The organism is Thiohalocapsa sp., from assembly GCF_022340605.1.
Classification (GTDB): domain Bacteria; phylum Pseudomonadota; class Gammaproteobacteria; order Chromatiales; family Chromatiaceae; genus Thiohalocapsa.
In genome coordinates this window covers 15,086-39,367 of the sequence record NZ_JAJDNQ010000117.1, presented here as the reverse complement: position 1 = coordinate 39,367, position 24,282 = coordinate 15,086, and the positions used below count along the sequence as shown (strand labels likewise).

Sequence of the window (24,282 nt, the reverse complement as noted above, 5' to 3'; positions counted from 1 at the left end):
CCCCGGACAAGCGAATACCGCGGAAGGCTGGGAAATCTCGTTGTCGTTACGTACTCCGTACTTCTCATGCAAATTCAGGTCTATCGATACCACCCCGAACAGGACGCCAAGCCCCGCATGCAGACTTATGAGGTCGAGGAGCAGCCGGGCATGATGCTGCGCGAGGCGCTCCTGGCCATCAAGGCGCAGGACGAGAGCTTCGCGTTCCGGCACTCCTGCGGCGAGGGCGTGTGCGGCTCCGATGCCATGAACGTCAATGGCAGCAATAAGCTCGCCTGCATCACGGCCGTTGCGGACCTCAAGCGGCCCATTCAGGTGCGCCCGCTGCCGGGCCGGCCGGTGATCCGGGACCTGGTGGTGGACATGAGCCAGTTCTACGAGCAGTACCGCAACGTGCAGCCGTATCTGATCCGCAAGGAGCCGCTGCCGGAGCAGGAGATCCGCCAGTCGCCGGCCGACCGCGACAAGCTGGACGGGCTCTACGAGTGCATCCTCTGCGCCTGCTGCTCCACCGCCTGCCCGTCGTTCTGGTGGAACCCGGACAAGTTCCACGGCCCCGCGGCGTTGCTACAGGCCTGGCGGTTCCTCGCCGACAGCCGCGATCAGGCCACCGACGAGCGCCTGGACGCGCTGGAGGGGCCCTACAAGCTGTTCCGCTGCCACACCATCATGAACTGCGTCGAGGTCTGCCCGAAGGGCCTGAACCCGACGAAGGCCATTGGCCATATCAAGGACCTGATGCTGGAGAAATCCATTTGATCCGCAGCGCTCGGGAATACCGGTGAGTCGGCCCATCGACACCGCGGCGCGGGCAGACTCGGGTGATGCCGAGTTGTCGCGGCTGCGCTGGCAGTGCCGCCGCGGCATGCTGGAACTGGACCTGCTGCTGAACCGCTTTCTGGACGCGGGCTTCGGGCAGTTGGATGCGCCCGCACGCGCAGACTTCGTGCGCCTGCTAGGCTACCAGGACCAGATCATTCACGACTGGCTCATGGGCCGGGCGGTGCCGGCGGACGCGGCGCTGCGCCGGCTGGTGGGGCAGGTGCGGGCGGCGATGCTGCGGCCGGCGGACGCGGGCGACTGAACCGGCATCGCTGCCCACCCGCTTCGATGCCACGGCAACGATCACAACGCCGCGCGCCCGCGTGGGAGCGCCGTCCCCGGCGCGACGGGCACCCAGTCGCGGCGAGGACGCAGCTCCCACGGGAGTAGGTCCCTGGCCCGGATTGTGATCAAGGCCGAGTCGTCAACGCAGTTCAGCAGGTGGCTCCGATGCGTGCAGTAAGATGCGTGTTTACGGTTCTGGCCCTGCTGGCGGCCGCTCTGTCGCCGGCGTTGCAGGCGGTGGAAGCGCCGGCCGCGGCCTTCGTCACCTTGGGGCAAACCGACGCCGGCGAGCAATTCGCGCTGGCCCGGGTCGTCATCGAGCAGGCCGGCGCGGACTGCCCGGCGCTGGAGCCCACCGGCGGTGGCCAGGCACGGCCCATGACGGCGCGCCGCAACCCGGACCCGCGCCACTTCGGTGTGACTGTTTGCGAGGCCGTGTATCCGACCCACGGCTCACGCCTGCGCGTGGCCGGCAGCTCCGTGCGCCTGCCCGCGGTGCCGGCTGAGGTATCGCGGCTCGTCGTGCTCGGCGACACCGGCTGCGAGCCGGCGTACCAGGATGGCTGCAATGCGAGCGCTTGGCCCTTCGCCGAGCTGGCCGACAGCGCCGCCGAGCCCACCTCGGCCCTGGTCCCGGACCTGGTCGTGCACGTCGGCGACTACAACTACCGCGGCACGCCAGGCGAGATCGAGATCAAGCGGCCCGGCGAGCCCGCGCGCAAGGTCCAGGTCTACGATGCCGGCGACAACGCCCCGGGCGCCACCTGCAAGCTGTCCGGTCCCTACTACGGCCAGAACAGCGTCGGCAGCCGCAGCCCGGACGCCTGGCCCCCCTGGCAGCAGGATTTCTTCATGCCCGCACGGCGTCTGCTGCTGAGCGCCCCGTGGATCTTCGCCCGCGGCAATCACGAGCTCTGCAGCCGCGCGGGGCCCGGTTACTTCTACCTGCTCGACCCCGGCTCCGACCTGGTGCCGGGCAGCGGCGGTCAGCTCGCCTGCCCGCCGGCGGAGGCGGCCGAGCCGCTGGTCTTCCGCCGGCCCTACCGCATCGACCTCGGCGAGCTGGCGGTGGTGGTGCTGGATTCCGCCAATGCCTGCGACCAGGGCGACCTGCACCAGGGTCACTTCGACGCCCAATTCGCGCGGGTGCGCTCGCTGGTGCGGGCAGCGTCGGCGGAGCAGGCCATCTGGCTCCTGACCCATCGGCCCCTGTGGGGCGTGAACAAGCCCGAGGACGATACCCCGCAGAGCGACCTCGACGCATCGGGCAAGTATCTGGTCATCGACAAGACGCTGCAGACGGCCTACGCCCGCGAGCCCTTGCCGAAGCCCGTGCGCTTGGTCCTGTCCGGGCACATGCATCGGTTTCAGGCCATCGCCTTTGAACCGCTGGGCGAGCTGCCGAGTCAGCTGATCGTCGGCAACGGTGGCGTCGATCTGGACGCGAACTATCCGGAAGAGCCCTTCGCCGTGGACATTGGCGAGGCCACTGCCGTCGGCTTCGGCCTGAGCCGGTTCGGGTATCTGGATATCGCGTTGCACGGCCGCGGATGGTCCGGCCGGCTGCTGAACCCCGCGGGCAATCCACTCGCCCGCTGCGGCTCCGCCCGGACGGGGCCGACAGGCGTCTGCGAGCCCGCTGGCAACTGACCGGCCGCTCAGCCGTGCACCTGATCGACACCCACTGCCACTTGGACGTCGCCGAGTTCGACGCGGACCGCGAGCGTGTGCTCGCGGCGGCGCGCTCGGGTGGCGTGGGCGACATCGTGGTGCCGGCCATCGACCGTGCCGGCTGGCCGAAGCTCTTGGACCTGTGCGCGGGTGATGCCGGGCTGCATCCGGCGCTGGGGCTGCATCCGCTCTATATGGACCGCCATGCTGATCCCGATGTCGCGGCACTGGCGGAGGCCATTGCCCGGCAGCGGCCGCTGGCCGTCGGCGAAATCGGGCTCGATTTTCGGGAGGCCAAAGCACCGCAGGATCGGGAGCGCCAGCTCGCGCTCTGCGCCGCGCAACTCGCCGTCGCCGCCGTGGCGGGGCTCCCCGTGCTGCTGCACGTGCGCAAGGCCCACGACGACATGCTCCGGCTGCTGCGGGAGGCGGGCGTGCAGGGCGGCATCGCGCACGCTTTCAACGGCAGCCTGGAGCAGGCGCGCCAGTACATGGATCTTGGCTTCAAGCTCGGCTTCGGCGGCATGCTCACGTTCGAGCGCTCGTCGAAGCTGCGCCGGCTGGCGGCGACGCTGCCGTTGGACGCCATCGTGCTGGAGACCGATGCGCCGGACCTGACCGTCGCTTCGCATCGCTACCAGCGCAACAGCCCCGAATACCTGCCCGAGGTGCTGGCCGCGCTAGCGGAGGTCCGCGGCGCCGATCCGGCCGCGTTGGCGGCGGCCACCACCGCCAACGCGTGCGCCGTGCTCGGCCTGCCCGCAGCCGCGACGCCGTGAACGCCGACAACCCCATCTGGGAGCGCACGGCGATCCTGATCGGCGCTGAGGGCTGCGCGCGGCTGGCGGAATCCCACGTGCTGCTGGCCGGCCTCGGCGGCGTCGGCTCCTTCACCGCGGAGGCGCTGGCGCGCTCCGGCGTCGGTCGGCTCACCATCGCGGACTTCGACGTGGTGGCGCCGTCCAACCTCAATCGCCAGCTCTGCGCCCTCGGCAGCACTCTCGGCGCGCGCAAGGCCGACGTCATCACCGCGCGCATCGCCGACATCAACCCGCGCTGCGCCGTGCAGATCCACACCGACTTCCTGGCGCCGGGCGACATGCCGGCGCTGGTGGGCGAGGGCGGCTACGACCACGTCGCCGATGCCATCGACAGCCTCGGCAGCAAGGTGGCGCTGCTGGCGGCGGCGCTGGACGCCGGCGTGCCGGTGGCGGCGAGCATGGGCGCCGGCGGCCGGCTCGACCCGACCCGCATCCGGGTGTCGGACCTGATGGACACCCGCGAGTGCCGTCTGGCCCGGGAAGTTCGCCGGCTCCTGCGCCGCGCCGGCCATGAGCGCGGCGTGCTGGCGGTCTGGTCCGACGAGCCATCGCTGCCGCCGCTGCCGCCCGAGCCCACCGGCCGCGGGCGCGATCGCGCCGTCAACGGCACCATCAGCTACATGCCGGCGCTGTTCGGGCTGACGCTGGCCGGTGTGGTGGTGCGGCGGCTGCTGGCGGGGAATGCTGCAGCGAGGTGAAGATTCCGGGACCGGGCTTGGACCAGTGCTAGTGCTGTCGCGTGTCGCCCTGGAGGGCGACACGGATCGACACCGGGACGACCACGACCACGACCGCGACCCGAGACGGTCTCGGGTCTCGCGCACTGTTGCACTCGGGCCGAAAAGTCGGTCTGGCCGCCCGCCGGCACCGACCGATCGCGGCCATAGGCGCGGTGCGGATACGCAACGGTCGTGGCTGGCGATCAATTGAACAGGATCAGCCGGGTCATTGGTCGCTTGCATGTATGGGAGCGGGGTCCGTGCCGCGGTGTGCCGTGCCGCCGCCAATCGCGCCGGGGACGGCGCTCCCACGAGGAGGCTGCTGCTGTGTGGGAGCGGCGTCCGCGCCGCGATGCTGCGTGCCGATGCCGATCGCGCCGGGGACGGCGCTCCCACGGGGAGGCCCCTGCTGTGTGCCGGCGCGGGCCGTGGGCGGTCGCAACGGCAGCGGCCGGATCGGGGCAGGGTGGTAACATTGTCGTCTTCGCTTTTCGCCCGCCTTCCCGGCTTCCATCACCCGCGCGCCACTCGGCGTGGCGCCCCCGCATAGGACCTGCAGCATGGCCTACCAACACATCCAGATCCCCAGCGACGGCGACAAGATCGGCGTCGCCGACGACAACAGCCTGATTGTGCCGAATCGGCCGATCATCCCGTACATCGAGGGCGACGGCATAGGCGTCGATATCACCCCGGTCATGAAAGACGTTGTGGACGCCGCGGTCGCCCGGGCCTATGGCGGCGAGCGCAGCATTGCCTGGATGGAGATCTACGCCGGCGAGAAGTCCACCCGGGTCTATGGCGAGGACGTCTGGCTGCCGGACGAGACCCTGGATGCCGTCAAAGAGTTCGTCGTCTCCATCAAGGGGCCGCTCACCACGCCCGTGGGCGGCGGCATCCGCTCATTGAACGTGACCCTGCGCCAACAGCTCGACCTGTACGTCTGCCTGCGGCCCGTGCGCTACTTCGCCGGCACGCCGAGTCCGCTGAAGCGCCCGGAAGACACCGATATGGTGATTTTCCGCGAGAACTCGGAGGACATCTACGCCGGCATCGAATGGCAGAGCGGCACGCCGGAGGCGCAGAAGCTCATCGACTTCCTGCGCAACGAGATGGGCGTCACCAAGATCCGCTTCCCCGAGACCTCCGGCATCGGCATCAAGCCCGTCTCCAGCGAGGGCACCAAGCGCCTGGTGCGCAAGGCCGTCCAGTACGCCATCGACAACGACCGGCCCACGGTGACCCTGGTGCACAAGGGCAACATCATGAAATTCACCGAGGGCGCCTTCAAGGAGTGGGGCTACGAGTTGGCGAAAGAGGAATTCGGCGCCGAGGACATCGGCAGCGGCCCCTGGTGCAGCTTCAAGAACCCGAAGACCGGCACCGAAATCACCGTCAAGGACGTGATCGCGGACGCCTTCCTGCAACAGATCCTGCTGCGGCCGCGTGAATACGACGTCATTGCCACGCTGAACCTGAACGGCGACTACATCTCCGACGCGCTGGCGGCGCAGGTGGGCGGCATCGGCATGGCGCCGGGTGCCAACCTGTCCGACACCGTGGCCATGTTCGAGGCTACCCACGGCACCGCGCCCAAGTATGCCGGCAAAGACCAGGTGAATCCGAGCTCGCTGCTGCTCTCCGGCGAGATGCTGCTCCGGCACCTGGGCTGGACCGAGGCGGCGGACCTGGTGACCAAGGGCATCGAGGGCGCGATCTCCGCCAAGACCGTCACGTACGACCTGGAGCGCCTGATGGACGGAGCCACCAAGCTGAGCTGCTCCGAGTTCGGGCAGGCGGTGGTTGCCAAGATGTAACGTGGCTGCTCGTCACTCCGTGGGAGGGGCGTCCGCGCCGCGATTTGCCGCGGCGGAAGCCCCATCGCGCCGGGGACGGCGCTCCCACGGGGACGGCAGACAAAAGAAAGGGCCGGCCCCCGCACGCGGGGTTCGGCCCGATAACATGTCGGGCGCCGGCAGCCCGGCCGGCGTCAGGTGTCAGTGATCAGCAGGATCAAAAGGCGCGCTGCACCCTTGCGGCGTGCAGTCCTTTGGGACCCTGGCTGACCTCGAATTCGACCTTCTGGCCCTCCTTCAGGGTCTTGTAGCCGTCCATCTCGATGGACGAGAAATGGACGAACACGTCTTCGTCGCGGTTGTCTGGTTTCACGAAGCCGTATCCCTTGGCGTTGTTAAACCACTTCACGATACCTGTCATCATCGCGGGTACTCCTCCAGGGTTGACCGCTGTTGCGCGGTACTCTTGTGGGTGGCAGTCAATCGTTGTTGTCGGCCGCCGAGACCCCGAGGGGCACCGTCTGCGACCGGGTGCAAGTCCGCGGCGTGCGCCGTGCGACGAGTCACCATACCGCCGAAGTATAGTCGCCTGATTCCCATGGTCAATCGACGCGATCGCCCGCATCTGCGGCGGTATCCGCGGGGTGGCGCCGGATGCGTCGGAGCGCTCCGCAGACGTGCACCCGTGTCAGAGGCCACCCCGTAGACGCGGCTCGTTCGGGGCTGTATTTTTCATCTCCAAGCCCTTACAACTATTCGGGACGGGCAGCCGCCGACGTCATGGGCTCGCGTAGCGCGGCCCCGTCGTCCGCAGTGCGTACGGAACAAGCCCGATCCGTAGTGATCCCCAATAACCCTCGGTGAACGCCTGAGCGCAACCGTCCGACCTGTGCCGATTCGAGCCATGAGCGAGTGGAATCCAAACGAAGACCAGGACTCGGGTCTCGTCGTCCAGGAGTCCAAGCCGGCGCTCAAGCGCCCGCCCTTGTTCAAGGTCCTGCTGGTCAACGACGACTACACGCCGATGGAGTTCGTCGTGCACGTGCTGGAGACGTTCTTCCGCATGAGCCGCGAGAAGGCCACGCAAGTGATGCTGCACGTGCATACCCGAGGCGTCGGCGTGTGCGGTGTCTATACCCGCGACATCGCCGAGACCAAGGTCAACCAGGTTAACGACTTCAGCCGCGAGAACCATCACCCGCTGCTCTGCACCATGGAGGAGGCATGAGCGCCCCGGCCGCGATTTGCGCCAGTGCCGGCATCCTGCCGCCGGCCCTGCCGTCCGCGCGCCGCTCCGCCGGACGTGCCATCGGGCGTGCCGAAGCATTCGATCCCCGCCGTGCCTGCTGCAAGCTGCATCGTCGGGCCTTCCTGCTACTAACCATCCAGGGTCCTGCACATGCTGAGTAAAGAGCTCGAATTCACCCTGAACCACGCTTTCAAGGAAGCGCGCGAGAAGCGGCACGAGTACATGACGGTCGAGCACCTGCTGCTGTGCCTGCTGGATAACCCGACGGCGGCGAAGGTGCTTCGCGCCTGCGGTGCCGACGGCGAGAAGCTGCGCCGCGACATCGCCACGTTCATCGACGAGACGACGCCGCTCATCGCCGAGGGCGACGCCCGCGAAACGCAGCCGACGCTCGGCTTTCAACGGGTGCTGCAGCGCGCCGTATTCCACGTGCAGTCCGCCGGCAAGAAGGAGGTCACCGGCGCCAACGTGCTGGTGGCCCTGTTCAGCGAGCAGGACAGCCAGGCCGTCTACCTGCTGAACCAGCAGGACGTCTCCCGGCTCGACGTGGTCAACTACATCTCCCACGGCATCTCCAAGGTGCCGGGCGAGGAGCAGGACGACGACGCGCACGGCGAGTCCGACGAACCGCGCGGCGAGGAAAAGGAATCCTCCACCGCGCTGGAGAACTTCGCCAGCAACCTCAACGAACTGGCGCGCCAGGGCCGCATCGACCCGCTCATCGGTCGCGCGGGCGAGGTGGAGCGCACCGCGCAGATCCTCTGCCGCCGGCGCAAGAACAATCCGCTACTGGTCGGCGAGGCCGGCGTCGGCAAGACCGCCATCGCCGAAGGCCTGGCAAAGAAAATCGTCGACGGCGAGGTGCCGGACGTGCTGTCTGATGCCGTCATCTATGCGCTGGACTTGGGCTCTCTGGTGGCCGGCACCAAGTACCGCGGCGACTTCGAGAAGCGCCTCAAGGCGGTGCTCGCGGAGCTCAAGCGCCGTCCCAACGCGATTCTGTTCATCGACGAGATCCACACCATCATCGGCGCCGGTGCCGCTTCCGGTGGTGTCATGGACGCGTCCAACCTCATCAAGCCGGTGCTGGCCTCGGGCGAGCTGCGCTGCATCGGCTCGACCACCTACCAGGAGTTCCGGGGCATCTTCGAGAAGGACCGGGCGCTGACCCGCCGCTTCCAGAAGATCGACGTCAACGAGCCGTCGGTGGAAGAGACCATCGAGATCCTGAAGGGGCTGAAAAAGCGCTTCGAGGATCACCACCAGGTCAGCTACACCAATCCGGCCCTGCGCGCGGCGGCGGAGCTGTCGGCCAAGTACATCAACGACCGTCACCTGCCGGATAAGGCCATCGACGTCATCGACGAGGCCGGCGCCAACGTGCAGCTCAAGCCCATCGCCAAGCGCAAGAAGCGCATCGACGTGGGCGACGTGGAGGCCATCGTCGCCAAGATCGCGCGCATCCCGCCGAAGAAGGTCTCTATGTCCGACACCGAGTCGCTCAGGAACCTGGACCGCGACCTCAAGATGGTGGTCTACGGCCAGGGCGAGGCCATAGACGCGCTGACGGCGGCCATCCGCATGAACCGTTCCGGACTCGGCAACGAGGAGAAGCCCATCGGCTCCTTCCTGTTCACCGGCCCTACCGGCGTCGGCAAGACCGAGGTCACCCGGCAGCTCGCGCGCATCCTGAGCATGGAGCTGATCCGCTTCGACATGTCCGAGTACATGGAGCGGCACACGGTCTCGCGCCTGATCGGCGCGCCGCCCGGCTACGTTGGCTTCGACCAGGGCGGCCTGCTGACCGAGGAGATCACCAAGCACCCGCACTCCGTGCTGCTGCTCGACGAGATTGAGAAGGCGCATCCGGACGTGTTCAACCTGCTGCTGCAGGTCATGGACCACGGCACGCTCACCGACAACAACGGCCGCAAGGCGGACTTCCGCAACGTCGTGCTGGTGATGACCACCAACGCCGGCGCCGAGGAAACCAGCCGCCGCTCCATCGGCTTCACGGAGCAGGATCACTCCACCGACGGCATAGAAGCGCTGAAGAAGTTCTTCACGCCCGAGTTCCGGAATCGATTGGATGCCGTGGTGCAGTTCGGTGCCCTGGATCAGACCACCATCGCCAGCGTCGTCGAGAAGTTCATCTTCGAGCTGGAGCAGCAATTGGCCGAGAAGAAGGTCGCGCTGCTGGTGGAGCCCGACGCCAAGGCGTGGATCGCCGAGAAAGGCTACGACCCGAAGATGGGCGCGCGGCCCATGGCGCGGGTCATCCAGAACCACATCAAGAAGCCCCTCGCCAACGAGCTGCTGTTCGGCGAGCTCGCCGACGGCGGCACCGTGACCGTCAAGTTGAACGACAACGACGAGCTGGTCTTCAGCTTCGACACCGAGAAGGCGGCAGCTTAGAAGAAGGGCCGAGGGCCGAGAAGCCAAGGAAGGTTTCCGGGTACACCTTGCGGTATGGATCATCGGGCCGCGCGTCCATGTGGAAGCGCCGTCCGCGGCGCGACGACGGCCGGCCAGTCTGCCCGGGGCTGCCGGCGATCGGTGCTGCTTATCGCAAGAACACTAGTAGCGATAGCCCATCCCGACAAACAACAGCTTACGGATGCCCATCGTCGGGTTGCGCTGCGCTAACCCGACGTACGCCTAGTTCTCTTGCGGTCTCGGGACTTGTCCGTCCTGGCCGAGGCATGCCGCCATCGGTGCGGCCTGTGCGGGGGGCCTCAGTCAGGGAGAACACCTCAGGTAGGACCTTGAGGGGAGACGGGAGCACACAGCCCCCGGCGCAACGACAGCCGACGCCGGCCGGCTCAGCGCGCGCGGTAGGTGATCCGCCCCTTACTCAAGTCGTAGGGCGTCAGCTCCACCGTCACCTTGTCGCCGGTGAGGATGCGGATATAGTGCTTGCGCATCTTGCCGGAGATATGCGCGATCACGACGTGGCCGTTCTCCAACTCCACGCGGAACATCGTATTGGGCAGGGTCTCCATGACCGTGCCTTCCATCGTGATGACGTCTTCTTTTGCCATGGATTCGGGTCAGTACTTCGGTTCCGGCGCCGCAGTTGCGTCGCCGTGGTCCAATCTGGGATTGGCCTGATCAGGGGCCGGAATCGGCGCCACGGCCGCCGCGGGCAGCGCCTCGTAAGCCGCCCATGGTACCACAGGCAGACCTTGCCGCCGCCGTCAACGCGAATTTCCCTGGGGACGCCGACTTCCATTCGGCCCGCGCGGCGGTCGCCGCGCTCGGCACACCGTGCCTGAGCTGGTCGCTCGCGGCGCGGACGCCGCTCCCACAACATACCAGCGCGGGCACCGTGGGAGCGCCGTCCCCGGCGCGATTGACGCCGGCTCAGCCGATCGCGGTGCGGACGCCACTCCCACGCATGCCCGCTGCTCCCGTGTCCATTGCCTGCCGGGTGGCGATGTGCCTGCTTGCCGGCATCCGGCTAGATTACCAGGCCGCGATCGGTGCGGAAGTTGCCGGTAGTCGTAGGGCCGGCTGAGGAACGAAGCCCGAGATGGCGCACGTCGTCATCGCGCAATTGTCGGGTCTGCTTCGTCGGCCCGACGGGCAAGTCCCGACACCGTCTCAGCTCGTTGTCGTTGTCGTGATCGTTGACGTTGTCGTGATCGTTGACGTTGTCGCGATCGTTGACGATGTCGTAAACGTGATCTCGACCGGGCGGATACCGGATTACAACTCCGATTTCGACAACGACAACGAGGGACCCCGGTCTCGGACGTTCCGCGGCGAAGCGCTAGCAGCGGATTTCTTCATCCTTGCCGAAGCGCCGCCACTCGCGCCCGTTCCATGCCTCGATGGGGCGGAAGACGTCTTTGTAGGCCATCTTGCGGCTCTCGCCGATCCAGTAGCCGAGGTAGACGTAGTCGAGGCCGAGGCGGCGGGCCTCGCGGATCTGGCTCAGCACGGCGTAGGTGCCGGGGGCGCGGTGGGACTCGTCGGGATCGAAGTAGGTGTAGACGGCGGAGAGACCGTCGCTGAACAAGTCGGTCACGGCGACGCCGATGAGCCTGCCGTCGCGGCGCAGTTCGAAAAACCGCGTGCGCCCGCCCCAGGGGGCGAGCAGGAAGCGAGCGTAGGTCTCCACCGAGACGTCGTCGGCCATGTCGCCGTCGCCGTGGCGGTGCAGCAAATAGCGCTCGTAGAGGTGGTAGTGCTCGGGTATCAGCGCTGCTGGGCGCGCGGTGACCGTGAGCTCGCGGTCGTTGCGGGCGGCGTTGCGGCGCTGGGAGCGGTTGGGCGTGAAGGTGTCCACCGGCACGCGCACCGGCACGCAGCGCTGGCAGCCGCGGCAGGCGGGCCGGTAGAAGTGCTGGCCGCTGCGGCGAAAGCCGATCTGCTGCAGCCACTCGGCGCGGGCGGCGTCGATGTGGGCAAGGGGATCGACGAACAGGGTGCGCGCGCGCAGGCCGTCGATGTAGGAGCACTCGTGCTCGCCGGTGAGATAGAGCTGCAGGTCGCCGCGGGCGGGGCGGTCGTCACGCATCACGGGCCTCCGTGTCTGTCGTCGCTGGCGGGTGCGGGTAGGTCGGGTCGCCGTCGTCCCAGGAGCCGCGCGGTGTCGGCGCGTCCCGGAACTGCTCCACCAGCGCCACGAAGCGCTCCCGTGGGATCTGCTCGGCGCCCATGCTGAGCAGGTGCGAGGTGAGCACCTGGCAATCGATGAGCGCAAAGCCGTGGTCGTCGAGGAAGCTGCAAAGATGCACCAATGCCACCTTGGATGCGTTGTCGACACGGGTGAACATGGACTCGCCGAAGAAGATCCCGCCGATGGCGACACCATAGAGCCCGCCGGCGAGCGCACCATCCTGCCAGACCTCGACGGAATGCGCGATGCCGCGCACGTGCAGCGCACGGTACGCGGAGATCATCTCCGGCACCAGCCAGGTGCCGCCGCCGTCGACACGCGGCCCCGCGCAGGCCTTGATGACGCCGGGAAAGTCGCGGTCCATGGTCACGCCCAAGCGCCGCCGGCGCAGCACCTTGCGCAGGCTGCGGGAGACGCGCAGGCCACGCGGGCGCAGCACCGTGCGCGGGTCCGGCGACCACCAGAGGATCGGGTCGCCGGCGCTGAACCAGGGGAAGATGCCGTGGCGGTAGGCGTTCACCAGGCGCGCGATGCTGAGGTCGCCGCCGATGGCGAGCAGGCCGTCGGGCTCGGCGAGCGCCTCGCGCACGTCAGGGAATGCGGCGCTCGGATCGTCGGGCGCCAGCAGATAGGGCAGATGCCGGCGCGGGCGGGTCAAGGTTTGGCCGGCGCCGTGGCGCCGGTGCGCTGTTGGGGGCCCGTGGCCTTGTAGGGGCTATGGGTGTTCATCTCGGCGATGTAGTCCTCCACGGCCTCGATCTCCTGCGTAAGAAAGGTGCTGATGGGGCGGCGGAAGCGTGCGTCGCTGATCCAGTGCGCCGACCAGGTGCGCGTCGGCAGGAAGCCCCGGGCCACCTTGTGCTCGCCTTGGGCGCCGGGCTCGAAGCGTTCGAGCCCCTGCGCGATGCAATGTTCCAGCCCCTGATAGTAGCAAGCCTCGAAGTGGAGACTGTGAAACTCTGTGAAGCAGCCCCAGTGCCGGCCATAGAGACTGCGGCTGCCCTGCAGGCAGAAAGCGGCGGCGACGATGCGGGCGCCGCCGTGCGCGGGTTCTTCGGCGAGCACCAGCAGCAGGTTCTCGCCCATGGTGCGGCCGATCTCCTGAAAGAACGGCAGGCTCAGCGTCGGCAGGCCGCCGCGCTTGTCGAAAGTGTCTTCGTACAGGCGATGGAAGATGCGCCACTCCTCGGCCGTGACCGCATCGCCGCGCGCGCGACGAATGCGGATGCCGGACTCTGCCACGCGGCGGCGCTCGCGCTTGACCTTCTTGCGCTTTTCCGCCGAGAGCTCGCCGAGAAAGGCATCGAAGCTGTCATAACCGTGGTTCCGCCAGTGGAACTGGCAGCCGAGCCGTGGCAACAGCCCCTGGGCGCGGAGCCAGTCGGTCTCCGCCTCGCTGGTGAAGAGCCAGTGCAGGCCGGACACGCCGAGGCGCTCGGCCATCTGCACGGAGCCCTGGATCATCGCCGCCGCCAGCGCCGGGCGCTCGGCGTTGTCGCCGGTCAGGATGCGCAGCCCCGTGGCCGGCGTGTACGGCGAGGCGACGACGAGCTTCGGATAGTAGCGCTCGCCCGCGCGCTGGTAGGCGTCGGCCCAGGCCCAGTCGAAGACGAACTCGCCGTAGGAGTTGAATTTGAGGTAACAGGGCGCCGCCGCCAGCGGCCGGTTGTGCTCGTCACGCAGCACCAGGTGGCGCGGCAGCCAGCCGAAGCGCTCGCCGACGCAGCCGTGGTGCTCCATGGCGGCGAGGAACTCGTGGCGCAGGTGCGGCAGATCGCCTCCGGCCAGGGCGTTCCAGTCCGCGGCGGGGATCTCGTCGATGGATGCGAGGGTGGTGAGTCGATACATCGGTTCCCGGCCAGATGGAGCAGCCCGACGACACCGCAAGGGTATGGGCGGCGAGGCGGCTCGGAAAGCCCCTCGTGGGATCGGCGTCCCCGCCGCGACGTGCACGCCAGCACCGGATCGCGCCGTGGGATCGGCGTCCCCGCCGCGACGTGCACGCCGGCGCCGAACCGCGCCGTGGGAGCGGCGTCCCCGCCGCGACGTGCACGCCGGCGCCGAACCGCGTCGGAAACGGCGCTCCCACGGTGACGTGCACGCCGGTGCCCCATGGCACCGGGGACGGCGCTCCCACGTCAGGCCTTCTGCGCCACGTCGTCGAGGTACTTTTCGGCATCCAGCGCCGCCATGCAGCCAGTACCGGCAGAGGTGATGGCCTGGCGGTAGACGTGGTCCATCACGTCGCCGGCCGCGAACACGCCCGGCACCGAGGTGGCGGTGGCGTCGCCGTCGCTGCCGCTCTTGACCTTGATATAGCCGTTGGCCATGTCGAGCTGGCCCTCGAAGATCTGCGTGTTGGGCTGGTGGCCGATGGCGATGAAGACGCCATGCACCTCCAGGTCCTCGGTGGTGTCATCCTTGACGTTCTTGATGCGGATGCCGGTGACGCCGCTGGCGTCGCCGAGCACCTCGTCGAGCACGTGGCTCCAGGCGATGCGCACGTTGCCGTTCTCGGCCTTGTCGAAGAGCTTTTGTTGCAGGATCTTCTCTGCCCGCAAGGCGTCGCGGCGGTGCACCAGGGTCACCTCGGCGGCGATGTTGGACAGGTAGAGCGCCTCCTCGACGGCGGTATTGCCGCCGCCGACGACGGCGACCTTCTGCCCGCGGTAGAAGAAGCCGTCGCAGGTAGCGCAGGCGGACACGCCGCGGCCCTTGAACGCCTGCTCCGACGGCAGCCCCAGGTACTGGGCGCTGGCGCCGGTGGCGATGATCAGCGCATCACAGGTGTAAATGCCGCTGTCGCCCTTGAGCTCGAAGGGGCGCTTACCCAGATCGACGGCGCTGATCTGGTCCATGATGAGCTCGGTGTCGAAGCGCTCGGCGTGCTTGCGCATGCGTTCCATCAGGTCCGGACCCAGGACGCCGTCCGGGTCGCCGGGCCAGTTGTCCACGTCGGTGGTGGTCATGAGTTGGCCGCCCTGTTCCAGCCCGGTGACCAGCACCGGGTGCAGGTTGGCGCGGGCCGCGTACACGGCGGCGGCGTAGCCGGCGGGGCCGGAGCCGAGGATCAGCAGGCGGCAATGTTTGGTATCGCTCATGGTCTGTCTGTCTCCAGAGATGCGGCGTCGGCGGCTGGAAGCCGACGGCGCAACTGGGCCAATAGTCAAAATCTAGAATCGTACCCGTGGCCGACAAGGGGGTAAAGCGGCGTTCCAAGCGATGCCTTGGGGACAAGTCGAGGTCGCTATACTCCGCAAAGTCTTCCGGCAGTGCCAGGTTTGTACGGCGGTGCCACGCGTGGTCAGATCGGTTCCGCAATCGCCGACGCTTCCGGCGCGCATGCGCGGGCCATCCGGGGGCGGCGGCGGGTCGCGCGAACGCGACGTCCGGCCGCGCCCCAAGCGCCGCTGGAGCGTCGCCCTGGGCCTGCTGCTGGGGGGGCTCGCGCTGGCTCTGCTGCTCGGCGAGTTGCTGCTGCGGGCGTTGGATCAGTCCTACTACTGGGCACTGGCCAAGCGGCCGGACGCGGAGCTCGGCTGGCGGCCCCCGGCGGATATCGCCGCATGGCAGCGCTTCGAGGGCGCGGCGCTGGTGGTGACCAATGGTCTCGGCTTTCGCGACCGCGACCATGCCCTGGCCAAGCCGCCCGGCACGGTGCGTGTCGCCGTGCTCGGCGACTCCTTTACCGAAGCGGTTCAGGTGCCCCTGGGGGATACCTGGTGGCGCGTCATGGCGCGTTGGCTGAACGGGGACGGCTGCGCGCTGCCGGCGCACGTGGAGGTGCTCAGCTTCGCCGTCAGCGGCTACAGCACGGCACAGTCGCTGCTGGCATGGCGTACGCAGGCCTGCCGCTTCGCGCCCGACGTGGTGATCCTGGCCTTCTTCATCGGCAACGATCTCACCGAGAACGAGCCTGCCCTCGATGCCGAGCCGCTGCGTCCGTACCTGGTCCCGGCGGCAGGGTCGGCGAGCGGATTAGTGCTGGACGACGGCTTTCGTCGCGGCCGTGCCTACCGGGCGGCTACGTCCGCCTTCGGCCGCGCCCGCCAGTGGGTGCTGGAGCATTCACGCATCGCGCAACTGCTGGTGCAGGCCCGCGATGCGATGCGGTTGCGCGCGCGGACGCCCTCGCCCTCGGGGCGCGGCGCCCGCGCGCCGCAGGAGCCCGGTGTCGACAACGCAATCTACGCCGCGCCCGACACGGCAGCGTGGCGACGGGCCTGGCAGGCCACCGAGGCGATGCTCGCCGCCTTCGCCGACGAGACGCGCACGGCCGGCGCGCGGCCGGTCCTGATGCTCATCGGCACCGGCGCGCAGGTGCACCCGAATGCCGCCGCCAGCGCCCGCTTCGCGGCGGCCATTGGCGTGGCCGACCTCGGCTACCCGGTGCGGCGGTTGCTGGCGGCGGCGGAGCGGATTGATCTGCCGGTGATCAACCTGCCGGCGGTGATGGCCGAGCGGGCGGAGCGCGATGGTGCATTGCTGCATGGCTTCTTGGGCGGCCGCCCCGGCTTCGGCCACTGGAACGCCGCGGGCCACGAAGTCGCCGGCGAGACCGCCGCGGCGTTGGTGTGTACGATGCTTGAGCCCGAGGTCCCGGATCGGACCGGCAGCACAGACCTGATTCAGCGGACTGGCTACACTGGCCGGCGGGTAGGGGCCGGCATGGGGGACGCCGCCGGCTTACGCGATGAGCGGCCGATGGGGCGGGTTCGATGAAGTTTCAGATGCTGCCGCGATTGACCTCGATGCTCGCGGTTTGGTTGGTTCTGCTGCTGTGGCAGTTGAGTGCGCAGCACGCGGGAGACCTCGGTGCGCTGGCGTTTCTGCTGGTGCTGGGCCTGTCGGTGACCCTGTCGGGAGCGGAGTGGGCCCTCTGCCGGCGGCACGCGTTCCGCAGCCAATATCTCGTCGACGACGGCTGGCTCGACCGGCTCATGCGCATCGCGCCACTGGTGGTGACGGCCGAGATCGTCAAGGCGCTGCTGCTGACGCTGCTGCTTATGACTGCCGCCCTGTCGCTGGACCTGCGCGGATGGTCCGTGTTGTTGTTGGACGTGGTGATATTGGCGCTGCTGATGCCGCGCCTGCCGGGGCTGTTGGCGGACGCCGTCAAGCGCACCTACCTGTTTGCGCTGGCGCGCCGCTGGGCCGTTTGGTTCAGCACCCTGCTGCTGTGGGGCGAGTCCATCGCGGTGTTGCTGCTGGCCGGCGGAGACGACTACCGCGGGCTCAGCTGGCGTGCCGCGCTGGAGTACAGCATGCCGGACGGACGCGTCCAGGCGCAGGGGCTTGTAGACGCCATGCTCCGGCTCCATGCGGGGGCCAAGGGGCTCGGCGCCTGGTCCATGTCGGTGCTGCGTGACGGCGGAAGTCCGGACCAACAGGTGGCGGCGCTGCTGGTGGTCGCGGCGGCCCTGTCGGTCTCGTTGCTGGTGGCGCTTGCATACAGTCAGGCGCTGATCGGCGCTCTGGCGCGCCCGCTGGCCATCTGGCGGCCGCGCCCGCGGCGGCAGGCCGGTGGCGAAGTCTTCGAGGCCTGGTGGTTGTAGCCGCGGTGGCTTTGGTGCTTGGCTAGCACGCTTGTGGCAGGTTGCTGCTGCCACCGGCAGCAGACGCTTCCGGATCGAAATCGATCCCGGTCCCGATGCCGATTTCAAACCGGCGCAGTTGTGCCAATCTCATCGAAAGCACGCGAAAAAGCGGCGATAAGGATATAATCAAGCTAACGATTTTGACTACGAGGTGGGTTTTGTGAGCCAGGCAACCCGCGCTGGGCAACTGACACTTGGCGACTATCTGGACCGGGCGTGGCGCGAGGGCGCCATGTGGGCGCTGATCTTCGCGGCGCTGTACCTGGTGGTGGCACTGGCAAGCTACTCGCCGGCTGATCCCGGCTGGTCTTTCGTCGGCCAGAGCGAGCGCGTGGCCAACGCCGGCGGCCGTATCGGTGCCTGGTTCGCGGACTTTGCCTTGTTTCTGTTCGGCGTCTTCGCCTACCTGCTGCCGCTGATGGTGGCCTGGAGCGCCTACCTCGTCTTCCGCCAGCGCGCGCCGGAGCCGGAGACCAAGCTCTACTGGCTCGCCTTGCGTTGGGTGGGCTTCGTGTTCCTGCTCACCGCGGGCGCGGCGCTGGCCAACATGTACGGCGCGCACCTGCTCGAGGACCTGCCCAACGGCATCGGCGGCGGCTTGGGCCAGTTCGTGACCGACTACGCGCGGCTCGCCTTCGGGCCGGTCGGGGCGGGCCTGGCCATGGGCGCGCTGTTCCTGGTGGGCTTCATGCTCGCCACCGGCATCAGTCCGCTGGAGGTGGTCGACGGCCTGGGCGCACTGACGCTGGCCGTGTTCCGGGCGCCCGCGTTGGGCCTGCGCGCGCTGGGCGGGCTGCACCTGCCAGGCTTGGGCGAACGCGGTGAGGATCGCCAATTCGACGATGACTTCGACGACGACTTCGACGATGCTCCGGCGGCCGGTGCCGGCCGCCATGCTGACCCCAGAACCGGTCCCCGTGCCGATCGCAGTACCGATCCCAATGTCGATTTGTACCCGCCGCGCTCGCTCGCGGCGCGCGATGACTTCGAAGGCGGCGCCGATGTCATCGACACCGACCCGGACAGCCTCACCGACGTGTCGCGCTTCTCCGCTGCCGGCAACCGCCGGGCCGCCCAGGCATTCCCCCCGCCCGTTGCGCCTGCGGCGGAGCCGGCACGCGCGGCACGCAAGCGCGCCAAACCGACCGCCGACAAGCGCCAACTGCCCTTGCCGCGGCTCGCGGGCGAACCCGGCGACCGCCCGCCGCTGGAGCTGCTGGAGCAGCCCCGCAAGAGCAACCGGGCGGTGAGTCCGGAGCAGTTGGAGAACATGTCGCGGGAGCTGGAGGCACGGCTCGCGGAATTCGGCGTCGTCGCCGAGGTGGTGGCGGTGCATCCCGGGCCGGTGGTGGCGCTGTTCGAGCTGGAGCTGGCGCCGGGCGTCAAGGTGAGTAAGATCACCGGGCTGGCCAAGGACATCGCACGGGCGCTGTCCAAGGTGAGCGTGCGCGTCGTGGAGGTGATTCCGGGCAAGTCCGTGATCGGGCTCGAGGTGCCCAACGACCAGCGCGAAATGGTCTATCTCAGTGAGATCCTGGGCTCACCGGCCTACCACGACGCCAAGTCGCCACTCACCATCGGCATGGGCACCGATATCGCCGGTTCACCAGTCGTGGCGGACCTGGCCCGCATGCCGCATGCGCTCATCGCCGGCACCACCGGCTCGGGCAAGTCCGTGGCCATCAACGCCACGATCCTGAGCCTGGTGTACAAGTCTAGCGCCGAGGACGTGCGGCTCATCATGGTGGACCCGAAGATGCTGGAGCTCTCGGTGTACGAGGGCATTCCGCACCTGCTCACGCCCGTGGTCACGGACATGAAGGAGGCCGCCAACGCGCTGCGCTGGTGCGTCGGCGAGATGGAGCACCGCTACAAGCTCATGGCCTCGCTCGGCGTGCGCAACATCGCCGGCTACAACCGCAAGGTCCAGGACGCCATCGATGCCGGTGAGCCGATCCCGGACCCGCTGTACCGGCTCGCCGACGACGCCGATGTGGTCTTCGGCGAGGATGGCACGCCTGAGATTCCGACTCTCGGCAAGCTGCCCTATATCGTCGTCATCATCGACGAGCTCGCGGACATGATGATGGTGGTGGGCAAGAAGGTCGAGGAGCTCATCGCCCGGCTGGCGCAGAAGGCCCGCGCCTCCGGCATCCACCTGCTGCTGGCCACACAGCGACCCTCGGTGGATGTGCTCACCGGCCTCATCAAGGCCAACATCCCGACGCGCATGGCGTTCAAGGTCTCGGCGCGCGTGGACTCGCGCACGGTGCTGGACCAGATGGGCGCCGAGCATCTGCTCGGGCATGGCGACATGCTGTACCTGCCACCGGGCGGCAGCATCCCGCAGCGTGTGCACGGCGCCTTTGTGGACGACCACGAGGTGCATCGCGTCGTGGACTTCCTCAAGCAGCAGGGCGAGCCCGACTACATCGACACCATCCTGCAAGAGCCCGGCGAGCACTTGCCCGGCATCGACCCGGAGCCAAAAGGCGGCGGCGATGTCGAAGATTTAGACCCGCTCTTCGACGAGGCCGTGCAATATGTCGTGGAGAGCCGCCGGGCATCCATCTCGGGCGTGCAGCGCAAGCTCAAAATCGGCTACAACCGGGCGGCCCGGATGGTGGAAGAGATGGAGCGCATCGGCATCGTCGGTCCGGCGGAAACGAACGGCAACCGCGAAGTACTGGCGCCTGCGCCCGTGGAGGGCTGAACTTGTTGAATTTTGAGTTGGTTCACCCGCGCTGCTGGCTCGGCCATGGGCTGGGCCTCGCGCTGGTGCTCATGGCGATGGTCACCACGCCGGCCATCGCCTCCACCGATGGCGTGAAGGAAGTCGGCGATTACCTGCGCGGCCTCAACGCCCTGCAGGCGGATTTCCGCCAGATTACAATCCCTGCCGACGGCGGACCCGCGCTGGAGGCGAGTGGTACCTTCTACTTGCTGCGGCCGAACCGCTTCCTGTGGGAATATGACAAGCCGAGCCCGCAGCGCATCGTCGCCGACGGCAAGCGCATCTACGTGCACGACGTGGAGCTGAACCAGGTTACCCAGACCAGCCAGAAGAAGGTCCTGGACGGCACGCCGGCGCAGTTGTTGGCGAGCCGCGAGCCGCCGGAGAAGTATTTCCGTATCCGTGACATCGACCGGGGCGACAATCGCACCTGGGCGGAGCTGATCCCGAAGACCCAGGACACCGAGGTCGCGAAGCTCCAGATCGCCTTCATGGACGGCGAGTTGGACACGATGTTGATGGAGGATCGCTTCGGCCAGCTCACGCGGTTCGTGTTCACAAACGTGGACCGCAACCCGCGGCTCCAGTACTCGATGTTCCGCTTCAAGCGGCCGCCCGGGGCTGATTATCTGGATATGGATTGACGACGGGGCGGCGGGCGCCGCGTCCGTTAAGCTTTCCGAATCTATCTGAACGAGCACGCCATGTTCACAGGCTTGATCCAGGCAGTCGGCAGTATCGAGCGCATCGCGCCCGTGGGCGGCGACATGCGCCTCACGGTGCATGCCGGCAAGCTGGACATGGGCAACGTGACGCTGGGCGACAGCATCGCCGTCAACGGCGTTTGTCTGACCGCCGTGGAGTTGGACAACGGGCGCTTCGCCGCGGATGTCTCCCGGGAGACGCTCGCCAACACCACGCTGGGCGAACTTGGCGCCGGCGCACGCGTGAACCTGGAGAAGGCGCTAACGCTGTCCACGCCGCTGGGCGGCCACCTCGTCAGCGGCCACGTGGACGGCGTTGGGCAGGTGCTGGAAACGCGCGAGGACGCGCGCTCCTGGCGGCTGCAGATCCACGCGCCGGCGGATCTGGCGCGCTACATCGCGCATAAGGGATCGATCTGCGTCGACGGTACCAGCCTGACGGTGAACCGGGTCGTGGGCTGCGTGTTCGAGCTGAACATCGTGCCGCACACCATCGCCGAGACCATCATCGGCGACTACCGCGCCGGCACGCGGGTCAACCTCGAGGTCGACCTCGTCGCCCGCTATCTTGAGCGCCTGCTGTTAGGTGACCGGGCTGCGGACGCGGCGTCCGAGCCCCTGACGCTCGACTTCCTGCGCCGTCACGGGTTCGCGAACTGACGGGCGACTGTTTTTGCCGCGGTGGTCCGACCTGGGCGGTGCGTCCGGGCGTGCGGGCAGGCACCGGGCAGGTCGTTCAACACCACATCCTGATGGATGACCGGAATTGGCTGCTGTGATAGCCTGTCTGGCTATTTTCGCTGCTTTGCCCCCCTTGTCGTCACACCGCCATGTCGCTGAATTCCACCGAAGAGATCATCAATGATCTCCGCGCCGGGCGGATGGTCGTCATCATGGATGACGAGGATCGCGAGAACGAGGGCGACATCGTGCTCGCCGCGGACTGCGTGTCGCCCGAGGCCATCAACTTCATGGCCAGGTATGGCCGCGGGCTGATCTGTCTGACGCTCACCAAGGCGCGCTGCGAGCGTCTGCATCTGCCGTTGATGGTCAATGCCAACAACGCACCGCATTCGACGGCCTTCACCGTCTCCATCGAGGCCGCCCGCGGCGTCACCACCGGCATTTCGGCGGCGGACCGCGCGCAGACCGTGCGTGCCGCGGTGGCGCCCAATGCCAAGTCCACGGACCTGGTGCAGCCCGGCCACGTGTTCCCGATCATGGCGCAGCCGGGCGGCGTGCTGGTGCGCGCGGGGCACACCGAGGCGGGCTGTGACCTGGCTCGGCTGGCGGGCTTCGAGCCGGCCGCGGTCATCGTGGAGGTGATGAATGAGGACGGCACCATGGCCCGGCGGCCGGACCTGGAGGCCTTCGCCGCCGAGCACGGCCTCAAGATCGGCACCATCGCGGACCTCATTCACTACCGCGTCGCCAACGAGCGGGCGGTGATGCGCGAGGAGCGCTGCGACCTGCCGACGGAGTTCGGCAACTTCCGCGTCAGCGCCTACCGCGACACCATCGAGAACGAGGTGCACCTGGCCCTGGTTCTGGGCGACATATCGCCGGAGCGTCCGGTGCTGGTACGGGTGCATCTCCAGAATACGCTGTGCGACCTGTTCGGCGCCTATCATCCCGCCTGCGGCTGGCCGCTCAAGGACGTGATGCAGCAGATCTCGGCGGCGGGCGAGGGCGTTATCGTCGTGCTCCGCAATCGCGATCACCCCGAGGACCTGCTGACCAAGGTGCGCGAGCTGTGCGACCTGGACCGCGAGAGCCAGGCACCGCCCATCAAGCGCGACCGCAACGAGCTTCGCACCTACGGCATCGGCGCGCAGATCCTCGCCGACCTGGGTGTGCGCAAGATGCGCGTCATGAGCGCGCCGAAGGCCATGCACGGCATCTCCGGCTTCGACCTGGAAGTGGTGGAATACGTCGGCAGCTAAAGCGCCGTGGGAGCGGCGTCCCCGCCGCGATCGAGGGTCGGGCGAGGGTCGTGGGAGCGGCGTCCGCGCCGCGATCGAGCGTCGGGCGAGGGCCGTGGGAGCGGCGTCCCCGCCGCGATCGAGCGTCGGGCGAGGGTCGTGGGAGCGGCGTCCGCGCCGCGATCGAGCGTCGGGCAACGGCCGTGGGAGCGGCGTCCCCCTCGCCATCACAGCGCGCTGGGATGCCGCGGCTGGAACAACCAAGCAGGGGCCGACAAGAGCGCTCTGCAACCAATCCGGTGACCATAGATGATCAAGACCATCGAAGGGGCCATGCGCGCCGACCAGGGACGCTTCTGTCTGGTGGTGTCGCGCTGGAACAGCTACATCGTCGAGAGCCTGGAGAAGGGCGCCATCGATACCCTCCTGCGCCACGGTGCAGATGCGGCCAACCTCGCCATCGTGCGGGTGCCGGGCGCCTTCGAGATGCCGGTGGCCCTGGAGCGCATCGCCGCCAAGGGCGGCTACGACGCCATCATCGCGCTCGGCGCCGTGATCCGGGGCGGCACCCCGCATTTCGAGTACGTGGCCGGTGAATGCGTCAAGGGCATCGCCCAGGTGAGCCTCAACCACGGCGTGCCCATCGCCTTCGGCGTGCTCACCGTGGACAGCATCGAGCAGGCCATCGAGCGCGCCGGCACCAAGGCCGGCAACAAGGGTGCCGAGGCGGCCATGTCTGCGCTGGAGATGGTCGACCTGCTGCGGCAGCTCGACTGATGGCGGGCCCGCGCAGCGAAGCCCGACGCTATGCACTGCTCGCGCTGTACGATTGGCAGCTCAGCGCGGGCGACCCGGCCGAGATCGTCCGGCACTTCCTCGACGACCCCGACTGGGGCGCCGCCGTCGCGGCGGATTTGCTCGGCGAGCCTGACCCGGAGCCGGCGGCGCCGGCCAAGCGCGCCCGCTACGACGCCCAGCTCTTCAGCACGCTGGTGCGCGGCGTCGGCGAGCATGCCGACGAGATCGACGATGCGCTGCGCCCGCTGCTGGACCGTGCCGTTACCAGCCTGGACCCGGTGGAGCGCAACATCCTGCGCATCGGCAGCTATGAGCTGCTGCACTCGCCGCAGTTGCCGGTTGGCGTCATCATCAACGAGGCGGTGAACCTGGCCAAGGAATTCGGTGCCGCCGAGGGTCATCGCTACGTCAACGGCGTCCTCGACAAGCTTGCCCGCCGGGTTCGGGCGGAAGCGCGGGGGACGGCCAGCCGCTGATCCAATTGCCGCCGGTCGCGGCACCGAGCGTGTCGCTCCCAGACCGCGACCGCCGCTCCCAAAG

At 68.2% G+C, this 24,282-nt stretch carries 22 protein-coding genes; 16 read left to right on the top strand and 6 right to left on the bottom strand.

What is annotated here, in order from left to right:
• Positions 1-66 precede the first annotated feature (66 nt).
• From LJE69_RS15180 to icd, 6 genes are all read left to right on the top strand, one after another.
• Positions 67-759 (top strand): succinate dehydrogenase iron-sulfur subunit, encoded by a 693-nt coding sequence (locus LJE69_RS15180; protein WP_296926588.1) that lies wholly within the window; start codon positions 67-69, stop codon positions 757-759.
• A 22-nt stretch (positions 760-781) separates the two neighbouring features.
• Positions 782-1,084 carry a succinate dehydrogenase assembly factor 2 gene (locus LJE69_RS15175; RefSeq protein WP_296926586.1) on the top strand — a complete coding sequence of 101 codons (303 nt, stop codon included), beginning with the start codon at positions 782-784 and terminating at the stop codon, positions 1,082-1,084.
• A gap of 206 nt (positions 1,085-1,290) precedes the next feature.
• Positions 1,291-2,757: a metallophosphoesterase gene (locus LJE69_RS15170; protein ID WP_296926584.1), complete on the top strand. Its 1,467-nt coding sequence runs from the start codon at positions 1,291-1,293 to the stop codon at positions 2,755-2,757.
• Between the two features lie 14 nt (positions 2,758-2,771).
• On the top strand, positions 2,772-3,557 hold the full coding sequence (locus tag LJE69_RS15165) for a TatD family hydrolase (protein WP_296926582.1): 786 nt from the start codon (positions 2,772-2,774) through the stop codon (positions 3,555-3,557).
• Positions 3,554-4,297 carry a tRNA threonylcarbamoyladenosine dehydratase gene (locus LJE69_RS15160; protein WP_296926580.1) on the top strand — a complete coding sequence of 248 codons (744 nt, stop codon included), beginning with the start codon at positions 3,554-3,556 and terminating at the stop codon, positions 4,295-4,297. The genes LJE69_RS15165 and LJE69_RS15160 overlap by 4 nt, the downstream gene beginning before the upstream one ends.
• A 581-nt stretch (positions 4,298-4,878) precedes the next feature.
• The gene (gene icd / locus LJE69_RS15155) at positions 4,879-6,135 is read left to right on the top strand and encodes an NADP-dependent isocitrate dehydrogenase (RefSeq protein WP_296926578.1); all 1,257 of its coding nucleotides are present in this window, start codon (positions 4,879-4,881) and stop codon (positions 6,133-6,135) included.
• Between the two features lie 196 nt (positions 6,136-6,331).
• On the opposite strand, the gene cspD is transcribed toward icd, so the two are convergent.
• Positions 6,332-6,538, bottom strand: a complete 207-nt coding sequence (gene cspD / locus LJE69_RS15150) for a cold shock domain-containing protein CspD (RefSeq protein WP_296926576.1) — start codon at positions 6,536-6,538, stop codon at positions 6,332-6,334.
• Between the two features lie 480 nt (positions 6,539-7,018).
• Here cspD and clpS point away from each other — a divergent pair, with 480 nt between their 5' ends.
• A complete protein-coding gene (clpS, locus tag LJE69_RS15145) occupies positions 7,019-7,342 on the top strand; it encodes an ATP-dependent Clp protease adapter ClpS (RefSeq protein ID WP_296926574.1) in 324 nt (107 codons plus the stop codon).
• A 171-nt stretch (positions 7,343-7,513) separates the two neighbouring features.
• Positions 7,514-9,778 carry an ATP-dependent Clp protease ATP-binding subunit ClpA gene (gene clpA, locus LJE69_RS15140; protein ID WP_296926571.1) on the top strand — a complete coding sequence of 755 codons (2,265 nt, stop codon included), beginning with the start codon at positions 7,514-7,516 and terminating at the stop codon, positions 9,776-9,778.
• Positions 9,779-10,185: 407 nt separating this feature from the next.
• Here clpA and infA read toward each other — a convergent pair whose 3' ends face one another.
• The 5 genes from infA to trxB form a co-directional block, all read right to left on the bottom strand.
• On the bottom strand, positions 10,186-10,404 hold the full coding sequence (infA, locus tag LJE69_RS15135; RefSeq protein ID WP_296926569.1) for a translation initiation factor IF-1: 219 nt from the start codon (positions 10,402-10,404) through the stop codon (positions 10,186-10,188).
• A gap of 731 nt (positions 10,405-11,135) precedes the next feature.
• Positions 11,136-11,885: an arginyltransferase gene (locus tag LJE69_RS15130; RefSeq protein ID WP_296926567.1), complete on the bottom strand. Its 750-nt coding sequence runs from the start codon at positions 11,883-11,885 to the stop codon at positions 11,136-11,138.
• The gene (aat, locus tag LJE69_RS15125; RefSeq protein WP_296926565.1) at positions 11,878-12,645 is read right to left on the bottom strand and encodes a leucyl/phenylalanyl-tRNA--protein transferase; all 768 of its coding nucleotides are present in this window, start codon (positions 12,643-12,645) and stop codon (positions 11,878-11,880) included. The genes LJE69_RS15130 and aat overlap by 8 nt, the downstream gene beginning before the upstream one ends.
• A complete protein-coding gene (locus LJE69_RS15120) occupies positions 12,642-13,835 on the bottom strand; it encodes a GNAT family N-acetyltransferase (RefSeq protein ID WP_296926563.1) in 1,194 nt (397 codons plus the stop codon). The genes aat and LJE69_RS15120 overlap by 4 nt, the downstream gene beginning before the upstream one ends.
• Before the next feature lie 290 nt (positions 13,836-14,125).
• The gene (gene trxB / locus LJE69_RS15115; RefSeq protein WP_296926561.1) at positions 14,126-15,088 is read right to left on the bottom strand and encodes a thioredoxin-disulfide reductase; all 963 of its coding nucleotides are present in this window, start codon (positions 15,086-15,088) and stop codon (positions 14,126-14,128) included.
• A gap of 241 nt (positions 15,089-15,329) precedes the next feature.
• On the opposite strand from trxB, the gene LJE69_RS15110 reads away from it, so the two are divergent.
• From LJE69_RS15110 to nusB, 8 genes are all read left to right on the top strand, one after another.
• Positions 15,330-16,709: an SGNH/GDSL hydrolase family protein gene (locus LJE69_RS15110; RefSeq protein WP_296926559.1), complete on the top strand. Its 1,380-nt coding sequence runs from the start codon at positions 15,330-15,332 to the stop codon at positions 16,707-16,709.
• The gene (locus tag LJE69_RS15105; RefSeq protein ID WP_296926557.1) at positions 16,706-17,542 is read left to right on the top strand and encodes a hypothetical protein; all 837 of its coding nucleotides are present in this window, start codon (positions 16,706-16,708) and stop codon (positions 17,540-17,542) included. The genes LJE69_RS15110 and LJE69_RS15105 overlap by 4 nt, the downstream gene beginning before the upstream one ends.
• A 202-nt stretch (positions 17,543-17,744) precedes the next feature.
• Positions 17,745-20,297, top strand: coding sequence for a DNA translocase FtsK (locus LJE69_RS15100; RefSeq protein ID WP_296926555.1), 2,553 nt, complete (start codon positions 17,745-17,747; stop codon positions 20,295-20,297).
• A gap of 2 nt (positions 20,298-20,299) precedes the next feature.
• Entirely contained in the window at positions 20,300-20,962 is a 663-nt protein-coding gene (lolA, locus tag LJE69_RS15095) for an outer membrane lipoprotein chaperone LolA (RefSeq protein WP_296926553.1), read from the top strand.
• A 60-nt stretch (positions 20,963-21,022) separates the two neighbouring features.
• Complete coding sequence (locus LJE69_RS15090) at positions 21,023-21,682, top strand: riboflavin synthase (RefSeq protein WP_296926551.1); 660 nt, start codon at positions 21,023-21,025, stop codon at positions 21,680-21,682.
• 170 nt (positions 21,683-21,852) lie between these two features.
• Positions 21,853-22,965: a bifunctional 3,4-dihydroxy-2-butanone-4-phosphate synthase/GTP cyclohydrolase II gene (ribBA, locus tag LJE69_RS15085; protein ID WP_296926549.1), complete on the top strand. Its 1,113-nt coding sequence runs from the start codon at positions 21,853-21,855 to the stop codon at positions 22,963-22,965.
• Between the two features lie 288 nt (positions 22,966-23,253).
• Positions 23,254-23,721, top strand: a complete 468-nt coding sequence (ribE, locus tag LJE69_RS15080; protein ID WP_296926547.1) for a 6,7-dimethyl-8-ribityllumazine synthase — start codon at positions 23,254-23,256, stop codon at positions 23,719-23,721.
• Positions 23,721-24,218, top strand: coding sequence for a transcription antitermination factor NusB (nusB, locus tag LJE69_RS15075; RefSeq protein WP_296926545.1), 498 nt, complete (start codon positions 23,721-23,723; stop codon positions 24,216-24,218). Before ribE ends, nusB begins: the two co-directional genes overlap by 1 nt.
• Positions 24,219-24,282: the final 64 nt, after the last annotated feature.